This window comes from Martinezella rhizogenes, assembly GCF_007002745.1.
Classification (GTDB): Bacteria; Pseudomonadota; Alphaproteobacteria; order Rhizobiales; family Rhizobiaceae; genus Agrobacterium; species Agrobacterium cucumeris.
The window spans coordinates 328,592-347,240 of sequence record NZ_SGNY01000004.1 but is presented as its reverse complement, the minus strand read 5'-3'; the positions used below and the strand labels follow the sequence as shown (position 1 = coordinate 347,240).

Annotated in this window: 19 protein-coding genes; 18 read left to right on the top strand and 1 reads right to left on the bottom strand. The window is 59.1% G+C overall.

The genetic code is table 11. The annotated features are described in order from the left end of the window. The first annotated feature begins 70 nt into the window (after positions 1-70). The 18 genes from glnT (at position 71) to EXN68_RS14740 (ending at position 17,740) form a co-directional block, all read left to right on the top strand. The gene (glnT, locus tag EXN68_RS14825; RefSeq protein ID WP_142841609.1) at positions 71-1,378 is read left to right on the top strand and encodes a type III glutamate--ammonia ligase; all 1,308 of its coding nucleotides are present in this window, start codon (positions 71-73) and stop codon (positions 1,376-1,378) included. An 88-nt stretch (positions 1,379-1,466) separates the two neighbouring features. Continuing rightward, complete coding sequence (gene purU, locus EXN68_RS14820) at positions 1,467-2,351, top strand: formyltetrahydrofolate deformylase (protein ID WP_142841608.1); 885 nt, start codon at positions 1,467-1,469, stop codon at positions 2,349-2,351. 158 nt (positions 2,352-2,509) lie between these two features. Continuing rightward, positions 2,510-3,205: a GntR family transcriptional regulator gene (locus EXN68_RS14815; protein WP_065117327.1), complete on the top strand. Its 696-nt coding sequence runs from the start codon at positions 2,510-2,512 to the stop codon at positions 3,203-3,205. 183 nt (positions 3,206-3,388) lie between these two features. After that, the gene (locus EXN68_RS14810; RefSeq protein WP_065117328.1) at positions 3,389-4,249 is read left to right on the top strand and encodes a transporter substrate-binding domain-containing protein; all 861 of its coding nucleotides are present in this window, start codon (positions 3,389-3,391) and stop codon (positions 4,247-4,249) included. Between the two features lie 75 nt (positions 4,250-4,324). After that, on the top strand, positions 4,325-5,014 hold the full coding sequence (locus EXN68_RS14805) for an amino acid ABC transporter permease (RefSeq protein ID WP_046799979.1): 690 nt from the start codon (positions 4,325-4,327) through the stop codon (positions 5,012-5,014). A 29-nt stretch (positions 5,015-5,043) separates the two neighbouring features. Further along, positions 5,044-5,775: an amino acid ABC transporter ATP-binding protein gene (locus EXN68_RS14800; protein ID WP_110758157.1), complete on the top strand. Its 732-nt coding sequence runs from the start codon at positions 5,044-5,046 to the stop codon at positions 5,773-5,775. 98 nt (positions 5,776-5,873) lie between these two features. Further along, positions 5,874-7,052: an iron-containing alcohol dehydrogenase gene (locus EXN68_RS14795; RefSeq protein WP_142841607.1), complete on the top strand. Its 1,179-nt coding sequence runs from the start codon at positions 5,874-5,876 to the stop codon at positions 7,050-7,052. 117 nt (positions 7,053-7,169) lie between these two features. Then, positions 7,170-7,772: an amino acid synthesis family protein gene (locus EXN68_RS14790; protein WP_142841606.1), complete on the top strand. Its 603-nt coding sequence runs from the start codon at positions 7,170-7,172 to the stop codon at positions 7,770-7,772. Positions 7,773-7,783: 11 nt separating this feature from the next. Continuing rightward, positions 7,784-8,629, top strand: coding sequence for an alpha/beta fold hydrolase (locus tag EXN68_RS14785; protein WP_142841605.1), 846 nt, complete (start codon positions 7,784-7,786; stop codon positions 8,627-8,629). After that, positions 8,626-9,564 (top strand): flavin reductase family protein, encoded by a 939-nt coding sequence (locus EXN68_RS14780; RefSeq protein WP_142841604.1) that lies wholly within the window; start codon positions 8,626-8,628, stop codon positions 9,562-9,564. Before EXN68_RS14785 ends, EXN68_RS14780 begins: the two co-directional genes overlap by 4 nt. Continuing rightward, positions 9,561-10,601: an LLM class flavin-dependent oxidoreductase gene (locus tag EXN68_RS14775; RefSeq protein ID WP_142841603.1), complete on the top strand. Its 1,041-nt coding sequence runs from the start codon at positions 9,561-9,563 to the stop codon at positions 10,599-10,601. The genes EXN68_RS14780 and EXN68_RS14775 overlap by 4 nt, the downstream gene beginning before the upstream one ends. A gap of 3 nt (positions 10,602-10,604) precedes the next feature. Next, positions 10,605-12,071: an aldehyde dehydrogenase gene (locus EXN68_RS14770; RefSeq protein WP_142841602.1), complete on the top strand. Its 1,467-nt coding sequence runs from the start codon at positions 10,605-10,607 to the stop codon at positions 12,069-12,071. Positions 12,072-12,075: 4 nt separating this feature from the next. Further along, a complete protein-coding gene (locus EXN68_RS14765; RefSeq protein WP_142841601.1) occupies positions 12,076-12,390 on the top strand; it encodes an NIPSNAP family protein in 315 nt (104 codons plus the stop codon). 57 nt (positions 12,391-12,447) lie between these two features. Then, positions 12,448-13,458: an ABC transporter substrate-binding protein gene (locus EXN68_RS14760; RefSeq protein ID WP_142841600.1), complete on the top strand. Its 1,011-nt coding sequence runs from the start codon at positions 12,448-12,450 to the stop codon at positions 13,456-13,458. Positions 13,459-13,565: 107 nt separating this feature from the next. After that, complete coding sequence (locus tag EXN68_RS14755; RefSeq protein ID WP_237681418.1) at positions 13,566-14,393, top strand: ABC transporter permease; 828 nt, start codon at positions 13,566-13,568, stop codon at positions 14,391-14,393. A 1-nt stretch (position 14,394) separates the two neighbouring features. Beyond that, positions 14,395-15,195 carry an ABC transporter permease gene (locus EXN68_RS14750; RefSeq protein ID WP_142841598.1) on the top strand — a complete coding sequence of 267 codons (801 nt, stop codon included), beginning with the start codon at positions 14,395-14,397 and terminating at the stop codon, positions 15,193-15,195. Continuing rightward, positions 15,192-16,274 carry an ABC transporter ATP-binding protein gene (locus EXN68_RS14745; RefSeq protein WP_142841597.1) on the top strand — a complete coding sequence of 361 codons (1,083 nt, stop codon included), beginning with the start codon at positions 15,192-15,194 and terminating at the stop codon, positions 16,272-16,274. Before EXN68_RS14750 ends, EXN68_RS14745 begins: the two co-directional genes overlap by 4 nt. 11 nt (positions 16,275-16,285) lie before the next feature. Then, the gene (locus EXN68_RS14740; protein ID WP_142841596.1) at positions 16,286-17,740 is read left to right on the top strand and encodes an NAD-dependent succinate-semialdehyde dehydrogenase; all 1,455 of its coding nucleotides are present in this window, start codon (positions 16,286-16,288) and stop codon (positions 17,738-17,740) included. A gap of 17 nt (positions 17,741-17,757) precedes the next feature. Here EXN68_RS14740 and EXN68_RS14735 read toward each other — a convergent pair whose 3' ends face one another. Further along, positions 17,758-18,372, bottom strand: coding sequence for a TetR/AcrR family transcriptional regulator (locus tag EXN68_RS14735; protein WP_142841595.1), 615 nt, complete (start codon positions 18,370-18,372; stop codon positions 17,758-17,760). Positions 18,373-18,649 lie beyond the last annotated feature (277 nt).

Here is an 18,649-nt window from a genome sequence, read left to right as displayed (position 1 = left end):
CGGGCGCATTTGGGAGGATGTGCCCGTCTTTTTTCAATGAAGTGTCTGATACCAAAAAAAGGGGAATGACGTGACACTGGACCTCTCCAAATTTGCTGCCGAAAAGGGCATCAAATATTTCATGATCAGTTATACCGATCTCTTCGGCGGCCAGCGCGCCAAGCTGGTTCCTGCGGAAGCCATTGCCGATATGCAGAAGGGCGGGGCGGGTTTTGCCGGTTTTGCCACATGGTTCGATCTGACGCCGGCTCATCCCGATCTTTTTGCCGTACCCGATGCCTCGTCGGTCATCCAGCTTCCGTGGAAAAGGGATGTCGCCTGGGTCGCTGCCGATTGCGTCATGGAAGACCAGCCGGTGGAACAGGCGCCGCGCGTGGTTCTGAAAAAGCTTATCGCGGAAGCGGCAGGCGAGGGACTGCGGGTCAAGACCGGCGTTGAGCCGGAATTTTTCCTGATTTCGCCTGATGGGGCGAAAATCTCCGACGAATACGATACGGCGGAAAAGCCGTGCTACGACCAGCAGGCGGTGATGCGCCGTTACGATGTGATCGCCGAGATCTGCGATTACATGCTGGAACTGGGCTGGAAGCCCTACCAGAACGACCATGAGGACGCGAATGGCCAGTTCGAGATGAACTGGGAATATGATGACGCGCTGCAGACCGCCGACAAACATTCCTTCTTCAAGTTCATGGTCAAATCCGTCGCCGAAAAGCACGGGCTGCGCGCCACCTTCATGCCGAAGCCTTTCAAGGGGCTAACCGGCAATGGTTGCCATGCCCATATTTCGGTCTGGGATCTCGACGGCAAGATCAATGCCTTTGCCGACAAGGCAATGCCGTTCGGGCTTTCCGCCAAGGGCAAGACCTTTCTCGGTGGCATCATGAAACATGCGTCGGCTCTTGCGGCGGTTACCAATCCGACGGTCAATTCCTACAAGCGCATCAACGCGCCGCGCACCATTTCGGGCGCGACCTGGGCGCCGAACACGGTGACATGGACCGGTAATAACCGCACCCATATGGTGCGCGTACCGGGGCCGGGGCGGTTTGAACTGCGCCTGCCGGATGGCGCGGTAAACCCCTATCTGCTGCAGGCAATCATCATCGCCGCCGGCCTCTCCGGTGTCCGCTCCAAGGCCGATCCCGGTCCGCATCACGACATCGACATGTATCGCGAGGGGCACAAGGTCATGGATGCCCCGAAGCTGCCGCTCAATCTTCTCGACGCTCTGCGCGAATATGAAAAGGATGCGGAATTGCAGCAGGCGCTGGGCGTTGAATTCTCGAAAGCCTATCTCAAGCTGAAGCAGGGTGAGTGGAACAGCTATTGCTCGCAGTTCACCGCCTGGGAGCATCAGACCACGCTCGACGTTTGACCCGGTTTTCCCCGCCGCCCTTGCGGTTCTTCCCGCGCTCGTCAAACAGCGCGGGTTTTTCCCTTATTGATGACAGAGAGAACGCCAGATGACGAATTTCGTCCTGACCGTAACATGCAAGTCCACCCGTGGCATCGTCGCCGCCCTTTCAGGCTTTCTGGCTGACAAGGGCTGCAATATCATCGACAGTTCGCAATTCGATGATCTGGGCACAGGTCGCTTCTTCATGCGTGTGGGTTTCATTTCGGAGGAGGGAGCAAAACGCGACGAGCTTATGACCGGGCTTGCACCGATCTCGGAAAAGTTCGGCATGGAGGTGGCGCTGCACGACCAGTCCGAACGGATGAAGGTTCTTTTGATGGTGTCGCGCTTCGGCCATTGCCTCAACGATCTGCTGTATCGCTGGCGCATCGGCGCCCTGCCGATCGATATTGTCGGCGTGGTCTCCAACCACTTCGAATACCAGAAGGTCGTCGTCAACCACGACATTCCCTTCCACCACATTCCGGTAACGAAAGAAAACAAGCCGCAGGCCGAAGCCCGGATCATGGAGATCGCTGAAAGCACCGGAACGGAGCTCATCGTGCTCGCCCGTTACATGCAGGTGCTATCCGACAGGATGTGCGCGGCGATGTCGGGAAAGATCATCAATATCCACCACTCCTTCCTGCCATCCTTCAAGGGCGCCAACCCCTATAAACAGGCCTATCAGCGCGGTGTGAAGCTGATCGGCGCGACGGCGCATTATGTGACTGCGGATCTGGATGAAGGCCCGATCATCGAGCAGGATATCGTGCGCATCACCCACGCCCAGAGTGCGGAGGATTACGTGTCGCTTGGCCGCGATGTGGAAGCACAGGTGCTGGCCCGGGCCATTCACGCCCACATCCACCGGCGGGTATTCCTGAACGGCAGCCGAACCGTGGTGTTTCCGCCCGGTCCCGGCTCCTATGCCTCGGAAAGAATGGGATAAGGTTTCCCGGTGCCGCGGCAGGCTGTACTGCCGCACGGTCTGCTGTTGCCATAAAGATGATGCGCGGCTAAATAAGTTGGTACGCCATAATATCAAGAGCCAGAACCTGCTTTGGCGTGCGGCGAGCCGAAGCGGAATGTGCCAAACGAGGTGATACCATGACCGGTGCTTTGCAGGGAACTGCCATTCGCGTTGAGCGTCCGACGAAGACGCTGAGGGAACTTGCGCTCGACAAGGTGCGGGATGCCATCGTGAATGGTTATTTCCGCCCGGGAGACCGTCTGGTGGAGCGTGATCTCTGCGCCCAGCTCGGCGTTTCCCGCACCATTGTGCGCGAGGTCCTGCGGCATCTGGAATCCGAGGGGCTGGTGGCGAATTTGCCCAACAAGGGGCCCATGGTCGCGCTGCTCGATTTGGATGAGGCCAAGCAGATTTACGAAATTCGCGGTGCGCTGGAGGGAATGGCGGCACGCCTTTGCGCCGAACGCCGCGATCCCGCCATCGTCGAGGCGCTGGAGGTTTCTCTCAGGCACATCCGTGAAAGTTATCTCGCGAAGGATATGCCCGGCGTGCTGGCACATACCTCGTCCTTCTACCAGACCTTGTTCAGCAAGATCGACCGGCATGTCGCCTGGGGCGTCGTCAATCTGCTGACGGTTCGGATCAACCATCTGCGCTCCATGACCATCAAGACGAAAAGCCGCGACACTGACGGTCCGGCGCAGATGGAAAAGATCGTTGAGGCCATCCGAAAGGGAGACGGTGACGCTGCCTACAAGGCCGCGCTCGATCACGTCACAAGCGCCTGCGCCATCGCCGAAGCCGTTCTGACGGCGCAAAAAACCGCCGACTGACGGTTTTCGGCGCTCCGATTATCCCGCCCTTGTGGTTACCCTGCCGGGAGCCGCAAGGTTGCGATTATTATGTTTATCGTTGTCTTTCAGTAATTTAGAAAAATCCTCGACCGCTTCTTGACAGGGTAAACTGTTTGGTGTGATGGTATGCCATAATAAATAATATAAAGAGCGGAGCTTAATATGAACTGGAATCCGATTTCCCGGAAATGCACAGCCGTGCGCGCCAAAACCTTTCTGGCGGGCGTTGCCATCACTCTTTTTGCCGGTGCTGCTGTTGCTCAGGACTGCACACCGAAAATATCCGACGATCATCTCATCAAGCCCGGTCATCTCGTCATGGCCACCAGCCCGACCCTGCCGCCCATGGCCTATGCCGATCAGCAGGGTGTCCTTAAAGGGCTGCGCATTGAGCTGGGTTATGAAATCGCCAAGCGTCTGTGCCTGAAGCCGGAATATATCAGCACCGAATATGCGACCATGGTGCCAGGCCTGCAGGGTGGCCGCTGGGACATGATCAATGCGGGCCTGTTCGTAACGGCAGAGCGACGCAAGATCCTGTTCATGATCCCCTATGAAAACCTGGCCATCAGCATTTCCACGGCGGTCGGCGCGTCCGATCCCATCACCAAGGTCGATGATCTCGCCGGCAAGGCCGTCAGCACCGATATTGGCGGTTATGCCGAGCGCAAGATCAAGGAACTGAACGAAGACTTCAAGAAGCGCGGTCTGGCGCCGATGACGATCAACCTCTTCGACAATTATGCGACGGTTTATCAGGCGTTGCGCGCCGGCCAGGTGCAGGCAGCGGTATCGATCGATCCGGTTGCCAAGCAATATCAGGATCGTGGCGAATTCACCCATGCGCTTTCCGGCATGTATCCCACACCCGGTTCACTTTCCTTCGGTAACAAGGACGTCGCCGACGCCGTCTCTGCCGCTCTGAAGGAGATGAAGGCCGATGGTGCGCTCGAGAAGCTGATGGGCGGGTATGGCGTCAGCATCGCGCCGGGCGATCTCGCCGTTCTCGGCCCGGAAGGCTGAATTCCATCCATCTGAACAGTCATCGCGGCGGGAAAGCTCTCGCCGCGACCGTTCCCGCATGAATTGGAGAAAGACGTGAAGGGTTGGAACTGGGAAGGTTTCTTCGAATATCTGACGAATTATTATCTGTTCGAGGGCGCGCTGGTGACGCTCGGCCTCACTGTTTTCGCCATGACAGCGGGTCTGGCGCTAGGCTTCGTTATTGCGGTGATGCGCATGTCGAAATACCGGTTCCTGTCCGGGCCGGCCTATTTCTACACCTGGATCTTTCGCGGCACGCCGCTTCTGGTGCAGCTCATCATCATCTATACCGGTCTGCCGCAGATCGGCATCAAGCTGACGGTTCTGCAATCAACGCTGATCGGCCTGTCGCTCTGTGAAGCGGCCTATCTGTCGGAAATCGTCCGGGCGGGCATTGCCGCGGTTCCAAAAGGCCAGATCAATGCGGCTCGCGCCATCGGCATGACCGAGGCGCAGGTGATGCGGTACATCGTTGCGCCGCAGGCCTTCCGCATCATCATTCCGCCGCTCGGCAATTCCGTCAACGGCGTGCTCAAGACAACGTCGATCGCCTCGATTATTTCCATGGAAGAGCTTCTGCGCCGCACGCAGGTGCTCATTCAGGAAAAGTTCCTGGTTCTCGAACTCTTTATGGTCGCAGCCCTTTATTACCTCGCCATGACGACCGCCTGGGAACTGATCCAGCGCCGGATCGAAAAGCGGTTCGGCAAGGCCTATGGCCCCATGTCGACTGACGTGCATTAAGGAGCGGTCCTATGTCGCAAGCAATCAGCATGATCGAACTACAGTCCGTCAACAAATGGTACGGCCCGAATTTTCAGGTTCTGACCAATTGCAGCCTGAATGTCGCCAAGGGGGAAGTCGTCGTGATCTGCGGGCCTTCCGGTTCCGGAAAATCGACCCTGATCAAATGCGTCAATGCGCTGGAGACGATTGGCAACGGCGTCATCACGGTCAACGGTGTGGAGGTGACAGATCCTAAGACCGATATGCCGAAACTGCGCTCCAGGGTGGGCATGGTGTTTCAGCATTTCGAACTTTTCCCGCATATGACGATCCTTGAAAATCTCTGCATCGGGCAGGAGAAGGTTCTGGGCCGTTCACCGGCGGAAGCGCTTGCCAAGGCCAATGCCCTTCTCGAACGGGTGGGGTTGACGGCGCATGCCAGGAAATATCCCGGGCAGTTGTCGGGCGGTCAGCAACAGCGCGTCGCCATTGCCCGTGCGCTGGCGATGGACCCGGTCGCCATGCTGTTCGATGAGCCGACATCGGCGCTCGATCCGGAAATGATCAACGAGGTCCTCGACGTCATGGTCTCGCTCGCGCAGGAGGGCATGACGATGATGGTGGTGACGCATGAGATGGGTTTTGCCCGCAAGGTGGCGGACCGCATCGTCTTCATGGATGGCGGCGAAATCGTCGAAATCGGTGAGGGCGATAGTTTCTTCACCGATCCGAAGACGGAGCGTGCCCGCTCCTTCCTGTCGAAAATCCTGGCGCATTAGGCTCGTCTCGGCCTGAGTGGGATAACGATATTCCGCTTCAGGTCATCTGGCCTTCGGCCTTTCCGAACAACGCAGAATGAGAGTGGCGGAGAACTGCAATGATAAACCGTGTCCTGATGCCCCGCGAAATGTTGATTGGCGGCGGCAGCCGTTTCCGATTGCCGGCCATGCTGAAATCGCTCGGCGTCAATCGTCCTCTGCTCGTCTGTGACCCCGTGATGCAGAAGCTCGGCCATGCCGATGCGCTTTTGCAGGCGCTTTCAGGCGAAGGCATAAATGGCGCCATTTTCTCCGAGGTCGTTGAGGACCCGACGGACATATCGATCGCTGCTTTAGTGAAGCGCATTTCCGATGGCAGACATGACGGTCTTGTCGCCCTCGGTGGCGGTAGCGCCATGGATACCGCAAAGGCAGGCGCCATCGTCGCGACCAGCGGCGAAGAGTTGCGCACCCTGAAGGTGCCGCGGATCGTGGATTTCGCCGTCATGCCGGTGATTGCTATCCCCACCACCGCCGGCACCGGATCGGAAGTGACCCGCGCCGCCGTCGTTACCGATACGGTGGCAAGCGAAAAAATGCTGATCCTTGGCACCGCCGCTTTGCCTGTCGCGGCCATCATCGACTACGAGCTGACGCTGACCTGCCCCTACCGCGTCACCGTCGATACCGGCATCGATGCGTTGACCCACGCGCTGGAGGCGCTGGTCAACCGTAACGGCAATGCCCATTCCGAAGCGCTGGCGCTTTCCGCGCTGAAGCTGATCGGCGCAAATCTTGAAAAAGTGGCTGATAATCCTGATGACCGGTATGCGCGCGAAGCGATGATGCTGGGCGCAACCCATGCCGGGCTTGCCGTCTCCAACACATCGACTGCGCTGATCCATGGTCTCAGCCGGCCGGTAGGTGCTTTTTTCCATGTGCCGCATGGCATGTCGAACGCGATGGTGCTGCCACTGGTCACGCAGTTTTCGCTGAATTCCGCTTTGCCGCATTATGCCGCCGCCGCCCGTGCCCTGGGTTGTGCCAGCGCGGCGGATAGCGACCAGATTGCCGGCACAAAGCTGGTGGAGGCCTTCATCGGCCTGAACAGGCGGCTGAAGGTGCCGACCCCGCAAGAGTTCGGCATCGACAGGAGCCGCTATCTCGAACTGTTGCCGGAAATGGTGCGTCAGGGCCTTGCGTCTGGCACGCCCGCCAATAACCCCCGGGTGCCCACAATTGCCGAAATGACGCGTCTGTACGAGCTCGCCTATGACGGAAGCATCGCGGAATTTTAAGGTGTAAAATACTGTTAAAATTAATGATTTTCGATTTTGAAAACGAAAATCATCTGACCCTTGACAGTAATGTATTATGGCATACCATAAGATATCATATTTACGGAGAGAACGCCCATGTCCATCCAGATCCGCAAGACCCTGATGCAGGTCGAAACGACGTTGATTGAGGGAGGCAAGGCTGCCGCTACGCCCTTGAAGCTGTTCAGCGCGATTGCGGTCGTGAAAAATCCCTGGGCGGGAAAAGGCTTTGTCGAAAACCTGAAGCCGGAAATCCATGCCGGTGCGCCCGTGCTTGGCGAGTTGCTGACGAAGATGATCCTTGATGCCGTCGGCTCGGGCGAAGCTGTGGAGGCCTATGGCAAGGCGGCAGTCGTCGGGCTGGATGGCGAGATCGAGCATGCGTCCGCACTCATCCACACGCTGCGGTTTGGCAATCATTATCGCCAGGCGGTTGGCGCGAAATCTTACCTGGCCTTCTGTAACACCCGTGGTCCGGGCAATGCACCGATCATGATCCCGCTGATGGACAAGAATGATGAAGGCCGCCGTTCGCATTATCTGACCATTCAGACCGCCATTCCTGATGCCCCGGCCGCCGATGAGATCGTCGTCGCACTCGGCGCTTCGGTTGGCGGCCGGCCCCACCACCGCATTGGCGACCGTTACCAGGATCTGCAGGATCTCGGTCAGGATGTTGCCAACCCGGCCGGCGTTTGAGGGTGACGCCAATGCAGGAGGCCGCCACCACCTCACGGGTCAATGTTGCAAAGGCAGGTGCTGCCGCGCTCCCTCGCAAGACGACCGAGGGCGGGGCGGCTTATTTCGAAGCCGGTGCGGGTGAGTATCTGATCCTCATCCACGGCGTCGGCATGCGGCTTGAAGCATGGGAGCCGCAGATCGAAGTTTTTTCCCGGACGCACCGTGTCATCGCGGTCGATATGCCGGGCCATGGCGGCAGCGCACGTTTGGCCGCGGGCAGCACGCTTACGGATTTTGTCGGCTGGTTCGGCCGTTTTCTTGACGATATGCGGATTGCACGCGCCAATGTTGCCGGCCATTCCATGGGCGCATTGATTTCCGGTGGAGCGGCAGCAACCTTCGGAGATCGCATTGCGCGCGTCGGTTACCTGAACGGCGTCTATCGCCGTGATCCGCTGGCAAAGGCAGCGGTGCTTGCCCGTGCGGCGGCAATTCGCACCGAGGGAGTGGACAAGGAAGGTCCACTGCTGCGCTGGTTCGGCGATGATGCCAAGAGCCAGCATGCGCGCGAACTGACACGCGGTTGGCTGGAAATGGTCGACCCGGAAGGTTACGCAGTTGCCTACACGGCCTTTGCGGGAGGGGATGAGACCTATGCGGATCGCTGGCCTTCGGTCGCTTGCCCCGCGCTTTTCCTGACTGGTTCTGATGATCCGAATTCGACGCCGCAGATGGCCGAGCAGATGGCGGCAATCACGCCGCGCGGTTACGCTCGCATCGTCGAGGCGCACCGGCATATGGTCAATCTGACCGCACCTGAAACTGTCAATGCACTGATGGCCGAATGGCTGGCTATTGAGGAGGAGCCGCAATGACTGTTGCAACCCTTGACCCGCGCGCCTTGCGCGACGCATTCGGCGCTTTCGTGACGGGCGTAACGATCGTGACCACGCGGGATGACGCGGGAAAGCCGGTGGGCTTCACCGCAAATTCCTTCACATCCGTTTCGCTCGATCCGCCGCTGCTGTTGATCTGCCTCGCACGCACCTCGCGCAATTTCGCGACGATGACCGGCGCAAAAAACTTCGCCGTCAACATTCTGTCGGAAAACCAGAAGGACCTGTCCAACACCTTCGCCCGCCCGGTGGAGGATCGTTTTGCTGCCGCCGCCTGGTCGGATGCACCGCAGGGATCGCCAGTCTTCGCTGAGGTTGCGGCCTGGTTTGAGTGCACGATGCAGGAGGTTATCGAGGCGGGCGACCATGTCATCCTACTTGGGCGCATTGGTGCTTTCGACAATAGCGGCCTGAACGGTCTGGGCTATGCGCGTGGCGGTTATTTCACGCCTATGCTGGCCGCCAAGGCGGTCTCGGCGGCAGCCGAGGGCGAAATTACGGTTGGCGCGGTGCTGGAGCGGCGCGGCGAGATTTATCTCGTTGGTGATGACGTGTTGTCGCTGCCCGGCTGCGTCGTCGCAGGCGGTGATCCCGTTGCGGCGCTGACATCGCGCCTTGAGGAGTTGACGGGCCTCTCCGTCAGGACGGGCTTCCTCTACTCCGTTTATGAAAACAAGGCGGATGGACGCCAGCATATCGTCTACCACGCGCTTGCCGAGGGTGACGACGCGCCGGAACAGGGTCGTTTCCTGTTACCGAGTGCGCTTGGTTCCACAAAATTCGATTCCGCCGCGACCGCGGATATCGTCAATCGTTTCGCGCTGGAAAGTTCCATCGGCAATTTCGGTGTCTATGTCGGCAACGAGACCGCGGGCAAGGTCCATCCCATTTCCATGAAGGGGGCAAACCCATGAAATTTTCGCTCTTCGTCCACATGGAACGGCTGGACGCCTCGCAGGATCACAAGACGCTCTACGAGGAGTTCGTCACCCTTTGCGAGATTGCCGATCGCGGCGGCATGCATGCCATCTGGACCGGCGAACATCACGGCATGGATTTTACCATTGCCCCGAACCCCTTCGTAACGATTGCCGATCTCGCGCGCCGCACGAAGACGGCACGTCTCGGCACCGGCACGGTCATCGCGCCCTTTTGGCATCCGATCAAACTGGCGGGTGAAGCGGCGATGACGGATCTCATCTGCGATGGTCGCCTTGATATCGGCATTGCCCGCGGTGCCTATTCCTTTGAATATGAACGGCTGCTTCCCGGCCTCGACGCGTGGGGTGCCGGCCAGCGCATGCGCGAGCTGATCCCGGCCGTTAAAGGCGTCTGGGCGGGCGATTATGCCCATGACGGCGAGTTCTTCCAATTTCCGGCCACCACGTCGGCCCCGAAGCCCTTGCAGCAACCCTTTCCGCCGATCTGGGTGGCGGCGCGTGATCCGAATTCGCATGAATTCGCCGTCGCCAATGATTGCAACGTGCAGGTGACACCGCTGTGGCAGGGCGATGACGAGGTGGAAACCCTGATGGGCCGCTTCAACGATGCGTGCGCCAAAAACCCCGAAAAACAGCGGCCGAAAATCATGCTGCTGCGCCACACCTATGTGGGTTCCGATGCAGCCGATATCGCCCAGGCGGCGCATGAAATGAGCGTTTATTACAATTACTTCTTCGCCTGGTTCAAAAACGAGAAGCCGGTTCATCAGGGCCTCATCGAACGCATTGCGCCGGAGGATATTGCTGGAAACGCCATGCTTTCCGGCGATGTCATGCGCAAGAACAATGTCGTCGGCGATGCCGATGAAGTCATTACCCGGCTTAAAGCCTATGAGGCCATGGGGTACGACGAATATTCCTTCTGGATCGACACCGGCATGAGCTTCGAGCGGAAGAAAGCCTCACTGGAGCGTTTCCTTTCCGATGTCATGCCGGCTTTCAAGGAGTAAGTGATGCGCCGTTTTCAGTGCTATATCGACGGACGTTTCGAGGATGGCGAGGCCAGCTTTTCAAGCCTTGATCCGGCAACCGGCACGGCATGGGCCGAAATGCCGGAAAGCCGGGAGGCGGATATCGGCCGCGCCGTCAATGCCGCGCACCGGGCGCTTTATGAGGATGTGGCTTGGTCGAAGCTGACGGCGACGCAGCGCGGCAAGCTGCTTTACCGGCTGGCCGATCTGGTTGCGGAAAATGCAAAAACGCTGGCCGAGCTGGAAACCCGCGATACCGGCAAAATCATCCGCGAAACCTCCGCGCAGATCGCCTATGTCGCGGATTATTACCGCTATTATGCCGGGCTCGCCGACAAGATCGAGGGCGCTTATCTGCCGATCGACAAGCCGGATATGGATGTCTGGCTGCGGCGCGAGCCGGTTGGCGTGGTGGCGGCTATCGTGCCGTGGAACAGCCAGCTGTTTCTCGCCGCCGTCAAGATCGGCCCGGCGCTCGCCGCGGGCTGCACCATCGTCGTCAAGGCCTCGGAAGATGGGCCGGCACCGCTGCTGGAATTTGCCCGGCTGGTGCATGAGGCCGGTTTTCCGGCTGGCGTCGTTAATATCGTTACCGGTTTCGGCGCCTCCTGCGGCAATGCGCTTACCACCCATCCGAAAGTGGCCCATATCGCCTTTACCGGCGGGCCGGAAACGGCGCGTCATATTGTCCGCAATTCGGCTGAAAACCTTGCCTCGACATCGCTGGAACTCGGCGGTAAGTCGCCGATCCTCGTTTTTGCCGATGCCGATCTTGAGAGTGCCGCCAATGCGCAGGTGGCGGGCATTTTTGCCGCAACCGGCCAGAGCTGTGTCGCCGGCTCGCGGCTGATTATCGAAAGAAGCGTCAAGGACCGTTTCCTCCAGATTCTGGCTGCGAAGGCTGAGGCGATCCGCATCGGTTCGCCGCTGGATATGGCGACGGAAGTGGGGCCATTGGCGACGGAGCGCCAGCGCAAGCACATCGTCTCACTGGTTTCCGCTTCCGTGGATGCCGGTGCGAAAGTGGTTACCGGTGGTAAGCCTCTGGATGGTGACGGCTATTTCTATCTGCCGACCATTCTTGATTGTGATGGCATCCGTTCGCCTTCCATGGAAAAGGAATTTTTCGGTCCCGTTCTTTCGGTCGTTTCCTTTGAGACCGAGGCCGAAGCCATCGCGCTCGCCAATGATACCGTCTACGGCCTCGCCTCCGGCGTTTTCACGCAGAACCTGACACGCGCCCATCGGCTGATGAAGGCGATCCGTGCCGGCATCGTCTGGGTGAACACCTATCGCGCGGTCTCACCGATAGCGCCTTTCGGTGGCTTTGGCCTCTCGGGTGATGGACGCGAAGGCGGGCTTGCGGCGGCGCTCGATTACACGCGTACCAAGACCATATGGCTGCGTACGTCCGACGACCCGATCCCCGATCCTTTCGTGATGCGGTGAGCCGATGTTTTACGAGATCCGCACCTACAGGCTGAAGAACGGCGCCATCCCGGCCTATCTCAAGGTCGTGGAGGAAGAGGGTATCGAAATCCAGAAAAGCCACCTTGGCGAACTGGTGGGTTACTTCTTTTCCGAGATCGGCCCGATCAACGAAATTGTCCATATCTGGGCTTTTGTGAGCCTTGATGACCGGGAGGAGCGGCGCGCAAAGCTGATGGCCGATCCGCGCTGGTTATCGTTTCTGCCGAAAATTCGCGACCTCATCGAAGTCGCCGAAAACAAGATCATGAAGCCGGCGCGTTTTTCTCCGCTTGTGTGAAAGCCACAGGCCGCGACGTGCATGCCAACGACAAGCTCTAAAACGGAGTAAGGGAACATGAGATCGAAACTGGTATTGACGACATGCGCAGCACTTTTCGCCCTCGGTGCAGCCGCACAGGCGAATGATCTGGTCTTTTCCAGCTGGGGAGGAACCACGCAGGACGCCCAGAAGGCGGCCTGGGCCGAAAAATTCATGGTGTCGAGCGGCATCAACGTGCTTCAGGATGGCCCGACCGACTATGGTAAGCTGAAGGCCATGGTTGAGGCAAACGGCGTGACATGGGATGTGGTTGATGTCGAAGGCGACTATGCCGCACAGGCTGGGCCCAAGGGTCTGCTTGAAAAGCTGGATTTCAGCGTCATCGACAAGACGAAACTCGATCCGCGTTTCGTGACGGATTATTCCGTCGGCAGCTTTTATTACTCCTTCGTCATCGGCTGCAATGTCGATGCCGTGGCCGCCTGCCCCAAGAGCTGGGCCGATCTGTTCGACACGGCAAAGTTTCCCGGCAAGCGCACCTTCTACAAGTGGTCCGCACCGGGCGTGATCGAAGCTGCCCTTCTGGCCGATGGTGTGGCCGCCGACAAGCTTTATCCGCTTGACCTCGATCGCGCTTTCAAGAAACTCGATACGATCAAATCCGATATCATCTGGTGGTCGGGCGGCGCGCAGTCGCAGCAGCTGATCGCATCGGCGGAAGCGCCCTTCGGCAGCGTCTGGAACGGCCGCATGACGGCGCTTGAGAAAAGCGGCGTGAAGGTGGAGACCTCCTGGGAACAGAACATCACCGCAGCGGATTCCCTCGTCGTGCCCAAGGGAACGAAAAACAGGGATGCGGCGATGAAGTTCATCGCACTCGCCACCTCCGCGCAGGCGCAGGCGGATATGGCGACCGCGACGGGTTACGCTCCTGTTAATATCGAATCCGCCAAGCTGATGGATCCGGAAACGGCCAAGACTCTGCCGGACCAGCAGACCGCAAGCCAGGTCGATGCCGATATGAGCTACTGGGCACAGCACCGCGATGAAATCGGCGAGCGCTGGTACGCTTGGCAGGCGAAATAAGATAACGGCGCGGGCAGCGAAACGCCCGCGCGATTTTCCACGTCCGGGGAGGTTTGGACATGGTCTCGCTAACCGATGAAACAGTCAGCACGAAGGCGAGGGCGCGAATGCCCTTCCGGCCCGGCAATTTTGCCGCCATCCTGCCGGCGCTGGTTCTGCTTGTCCTGTTCTTCGTCGTGCCGGTTCTGATCCTGCTGTCGCGCAGCATTACCGAGCCTGTCTTCGGCCTTGGCAACTATGCGGCACTGCTGGGCAGCTCCACCTATCTGAAGATCTTCTTCAACACCTTCGTGGTGTCGGCGCTGGTAACGGTGGTGTCGCTGGTGATCGGTTTTCCCGTCGCCTGGGCGCTTGCCATCATGCCGGCGCGGCTTGCCTCCATCGTTTTCGCTATCCTGCTGCTCTCGATGTGGACCAATCTTCTGGCGCGCACCTATGCCTGGATGGTGCTGTTGCAGCGCACGGGTGTGGTGAACAAGACACTGATGAGCCTTGGCATCATCGATCAGCCTCTGCCGCTGGTCAACAATCTCACCGGGGTTACCATCGGCATGACCTATATCATGCTGCCCTTCATCATCATTCCGCTCTACGGCGTCATTCGCAAGATCGACCCGGCCATTCTGCAGGCGGCTTCGCTGTGTGGGGCAACCCGCTGGCAGGCGTTGACCCGTATTCTCATTCCACTTGCCGCACCCGGCATGATCTCCGGAGCGCTGATGGTCTTCGTCATGTCGCTCGGTTATTTCGTCACCCCCGCGCTCCTTGGCGGCACGGCAAACATGATGCTGGCCGAACTCATCGCGCAATTCGTCCAGTCGCTCGTCAACTGGGGCATGGGCGGGGCCGCTGCGCTGGTGCTTCTGGTGGTGACGCTCACTCTCTACGCCGTGCAGCTCAAATTCTTCGGCGCGGCCGGGGCAGGGGGGCGCTGACATGCTCTTGAATTATAACAGCCTCGGCCTCTGGAAATGGCTGCTCCTCCTCATCACCGTGCTGACCTCGGCATTTCTGATCCTGCCGATCATCTTTATCGCCGCTTTGTCCTTCGGTTCGTCACAATGGCTGATCTTTCCGCCGCCCGGCTGGACGCTGAAATGGTATGCGGATTTCTTCGCGGACCCGCGATGGCTGGATGCCGCCTGGACGAGCCTGCGCATCGCGCTGATGGTAACCGTGCTGTCCGTGCTCATCGGTCTTGTCGCCTCCTTCGGGCTGGTGCGCGGCCGTTTCATCGGGCGCGGCACTTTGCGGGCGCTGTTCATGACGCCGATGATCCTGCCCGTCGTGGTGCTGGCGGTGGCGCTTTACGCCTTTTTCCTGAAATTCGGTCTTGCAGGCACCACGACCGGTTTCGTCATCGCCCATCTCGTCGTGGCGCTGCCCTTCTCCATTCTGGCGCTGACCAGTGCGTTGGAAGGTTTCGACAAATCGATCGAGGATGCGGCGGTGCTGTGCGGTGCAACTCCTTTACAGGCGAAAATCCGCATCACGCTTCCAGCCATCAGTCACGGCCTGTTTTCGGCGGCGATCTTTTCCTTCCTCACCTCCTGGGATGAGGTGGTGCTGGCGATCTTCATGGCAAGCCCGACATTGCAGACGCTGCCGGTGAAAATCTGGGCGACGCTGCGTCAGGATCTGACGCCTGTCATCGCCGCCGCCTCAACGCTTCTCATCGCGGTGACCATCATTCTCATGCTGCTTGTCGCGGCTGTGCGAAAAGGACTGAAAACATGACCAAACCGCTCCTGCAAATTCGCGGCATCCGCAAACAATATGGGCCGGTCGTCGCCGTTCAGGACGTCAATCTCGACGTGCAGCCGGGCGAGTTCATGACATTTCTCGGGCCGTCCGGCTCCGGCAAGAGCACGACGCTTTATATTCTCGCCGGCTTCGAGCAGCCGACCGCGGGCGACATCCTGCTGAACGGCGAGAGCCTGCTGTCCACCCCGTCGCACAAGCGCAATATAGGCATGGTCTTCCAGCGCTACACGCTGTTTCCGCATCTGTCGGTCGGGGAGAACATCGCCTTCCCGCTGAAGGTCCGCCGCAAGGGCAAGGCGGAAATCGATGCCAAGGTAAAGGAAATGCTGCGGCTTGTCCGCCTCGAAGGTTTCGAGGACCGGAAGCCTGCGCAGATGTCCGGTGGCCAGCAGCAGCGCGTGGCGCTGGCGCGCGCACTTGCCTATGATCCGCCGGTACTTCTGATGGATGAGCCGCTTTCGGCGCTCGACAAGAAGCTGCGCGAAGAAATCCAGTTCGAAATTCGCCGCATCCACCAGCAGACGGAAGTGACGATCCTTTACGTCACCCACGATCAGGAAGAGGCCTTGCGCCTTTCCGACCGGATCGCCGTTTTTTCGAAAGGGGTGATCGACCAGATCGGCACGGGGCCGGAGCTTTATGCCCATCCCACCACCCGCTTCGTGGCCGAATTCATCGGCGACAGTGATTTTATCGCCTGTGATCTCCTCGCCGCATCGGGTGGCAAGGCAACGGTTTCACTGGGCCGGGATATCGTCTTCGATCATATTCCGATGCATGGCGAGGCCGCGCCGGGCAAGAAGGCGGCGCTGATGCTGCGCCCCGAGCGCCTGCAGCTCAGCCGCAACCGGCCGGGGTCCTCCGCCGGTTTTCAGGCAACGGTCAGCGACATCACCTTCCTTGGCAACAACGTCCACGTGGTTGCCCATACCGGTTCCGGTGAACCGCTTGCGGTCCGTCTGCCCTTCGGCCACGAAGCGATTTCCGGTCTTAACCGGGGCGATCTCGTGCATCTCGCCTTCGATCCGGCGTCGGCTCAGGTTTTCTGTTGAGGGATTTGCCCATGCATCTGAATGATCCCACACTTCTGGGTGAAAAAGTGCCTGTGGCCGGCCGCTGGATCGGCTGCGATGGCCGCGAAACCGCGACCATTCATAACCCCGCGACGGGGGAGATGGTCGGACAGGTTCCCGAACTCGGCGCAGCGGAAACGCAGGAGGCTATCGCTGCCGCCGTGATTGCCCAGAAGGCATGGGCGCGCCGCACCGCCGGTGAGCGTGCGACTATTCTCAAGACGTGGCACCGGCTCATCATGGAAAACCGCGACGATCTCGGCATGATCCTGACGCTGGAACAGGGAAAGCCGCTTACTGAGGCCAAAGGCGAAATTGCTTACGGCGCAAGTTTCATCGAATGGTTCGCCGAAGAGGCACGCCGCATCAATGGCGAAACGGTGCCCGGCCATCAGCCGGACAAGCGCATTCTGGTTCTGCGCCAGCCGGTCGGCGTGGTCGCGGCCATCACGCCGTGGAATTTTCCCAATGCCATGATTACCCGTAAAGTCGGCCCGGCGCTGGCCGCCGGCTGCGCGGTGGTATTGAAACCTGCGCCGCAGACGCCGTTTTCGGCCATAGCACTTGCCATTCTCGCCGAGCGCGCCGGCCTGCCGCTTGAACTTTTCAGCATCGTGACCGGTCCTGCTGCTGAAATAGGCGGGGTGCTGACGGCAAGCCCGGATATCCGTCTTCTGACCTTCACAGGCTCTACCCGCACGGGAGAATACCTTTACAGACAATGCGCGCCGACCATCAAGAAACTGGGGCTGGAGCTTGGCGGCAATGCGCCCTTCATCGTTTTTGACGATGCCGATCTCGATGCCGCCGTGGAAGGCGCTATCCTTGCGAAGTTCCGCAATAATGGCCAGACCTGCGTCTGCGCCAACCGTCTTTATGTGCAGGGCGGCGTGTATGAGGCCTTCGCTAAAAAATTCGCACGCGCCGTCTCGCAGTTGAAAGTCGGCAACGGGCTGGAGGAGGGAAGCATTCTCGGTCCGCTTATCGATGGCAACGCCGTTGCCAAGGTGGAAGCACATATTGCCGACGCGCTTTCGAAGGGCGCCGAGATCGCCACAGGCGGCAAAAGACACGCGCTCGGCGGCAATTTTTTCGAGCCGACGATCCTGCGCAATGTCGATGCCGGCATGCAGGTGGCGCGTGAGGAAACTTTCGGGCCGCTTGCCCCGCTCTTCCGTTTCGAGGATGAAGCGGATGTGATCGCGCAGGCCAACAATACCGATTTCGGCCTTGCCTCCTATTTTTATGCGCGTGATCTCTCGCGCGTCTTCCGGGTTGCCGAGGCGCTGGAATACGGCATGGTCGGCGTCAATACGGGGGCGATTTCCACTGCGGAAGCGCCGTTCGGCGGGGTCAAGATGTCGGGGCTCGGACGGGAAGGGTCTCACCACGGTATCGAGGAATATACCGAACTCAAATATGTCTGCATTGGTGGCATTAGCTGAAAGCAGGCTGCCGGGGGTTATGCCAGCAGTCCGCGCATAAGCAGGTCGAGATGAACTTTCAGAACGGCCTGCCTGTCCAGACTGCGCCGATCATCGAAAATCAGCCGGAACACCAAGGTGCCGACCATGGGTGACATGACGACCTTGGCGAGTTCGGGCGGATTGGCCCTGAACCTCTCTTTCGCCACGCCCTCATCGAGGATCATATTGATGCGTCCCAACACTGGCGCCATCAGAACATCATGGTGGTGGTCGATGAGATCAGGAAACTTCGCGCCCTCCGCAACGACGAAGCGGAACAGTTCCCGCATTCGCCTGTCATCGACAAGGGTTTCGAACAGGAATTCGAGCAGCAGGTGAAGCTCGTCGACGGGGTCGTCGGAGGTACGGGCATAGGCTTTGAAAGCCTCCTGAAAAGGCCGGCCGACATGCTCAATCATCGCGGCAAACAGGGCTTCCTTGGTTTCGAAATAGACATAGACCGTCCCCTTCGTCACCCCCACCCGGTCGGCAATGTCCTCGACCCGCGTCGCCGTAAATCCCCTTTTGGTGAATTCCTCAAATGCGGCATCGAGAATTTGCAACGGACGTTGTATCTTCTGTTCTGCACGTGTCAGTTTTGTTTTCGTCATGACCCCGGCTCCTCAGGTATTTTCGGCGCGTGCCCTTCTATCCGTCGTGAGCGGCGGACGTCATTGGTGGCCTGCCTATCGCACCGGCGCAAAAACCGGAATCGATTTTTGCAGGTGGTGCGTGGTTCATTCTTTCAGCCTTATTCCCGGTGTCTCCCAAGAACGCCCGGGTAAATCTTCGATAATCATCCGGGAGCCCGGCGTTAAGCCCGAACGGTTCCCGGATTGGCGGCATAAGAATTTCATTGACTATTCAGTCAGTCAAATATTATAGGAT

Coding starts and splice junctions, on each gene's coding strand:
- purU (WP_142841608.1), top strand. CDS start 1,467: ATGACGAATTTCGTCCTGACCGTAACATGCAAGTCCACCCGTGGCATC.
- EXN68_RS14815 (WP_065117327.1), top strand. CDS start 2,510: ATGACCGGTGCTTTGCAGGGAACTGCCATTCGCGTTGAGCGTCCGACG.
- EXN68_RS14810 (WP_065117328.1), top strand. CDS start 3,389: ATGAACTGGAATCCGATTTCCCGGAAATGCACAGCCGTGCGCGCCAAA.
- EXN68_RS14800 (WP_110758157.1), top strand. CDS start 5,044: ATGATCGAACTACAGTCCGTCAACAAATGGTACGGCCCGAATTTTCAG.
- EXN68_RS14795 (WP_142841607.1), top strand. CDS start 5,874: ATGATAAACCGTGTCCTGATGCCCCGCGAAATGTTGATTGGCGGCGGC.
- EXN68_RS14790 (WP_142841606.1), top strand. CDS start 7,170: ATGTCCATCCAGATCCGCAAGACCCTGATGCAGGTCGAAACGACGTTG.
- EXN68_RS14785 (WP_142841605.1), top strand. CDS start 7,784: ATGCAGGAGGCCGCCACCACCTCACGGGTCAATGTTGCAAAGGCAGGT.
- EXN68_RS14780 (WP_142841604.1), top strand. CDS start 8,626: ATGACTGTTGCAACCCTTGACCCGCGCGCCTTGCGCGACGCATTCGGC.
- EXN68_RS14775 (WP_142841603.1), top strand. CDS start 9,561: ATGAAATTTTCGCTCTTCGTCCACATGGAACGGCTGGACGCCTCGCAG.
- EXN68_RS14770 (WP_142841602.1), top strand. CDS start 10,605: ATGCGCCGTTTTCAGTGCTATATCGACGGACGTTTCGAGGATGGCGAG.
- EXN68_RS14765 (WP_142841601.1), top strand. CDS start 12,076: ATGTTTTACGAGATCCGCACCTACAGGCTGAAGAACGGCGCCATCCCG.
- EXN68_RS14760 (WP_142841600.1), top strand. CDS start 12,448: ATGAGATCGAAACTGGTATTGACGACATGCGCAGCACTTTTCGCCCTC.
- EXN68_RS14755 (WP_237681418.1), top strand. CDS start 13,566: ATGCCCTTCCGGCCCGGCAATTTTGCCGCCATCCTGCCGGCGCTGGTT.
- EXN68_RS14750 (WP_142841598.1), top strand. CDS start 14,395: ATGCTCTTGAATTATAACAGCCTCGGCCTCTGGAAATGGCTGCTCCTC.
- EXN68_RS14745 (WP_142841597.1), top strand. CDS start 15,192: ATGACCAAACCGCTCCTGCAAATTCGCGGCATCCGCAAACAATATGGG.
- EXN68_RS14740 (WP_142841596.1), top strand. CDS start 16,286: ATGCATCTGAATGATCCCACACTTCTGGGTGAAAAAGTGCCTGTGGCC.
- EXN68_RS14735 (WP_142841595.1), bottom strand. CDS start 18,372: ATGACGAAAACAAAACTGACACGTGCAGAACAGAAGATACAACGTCCG.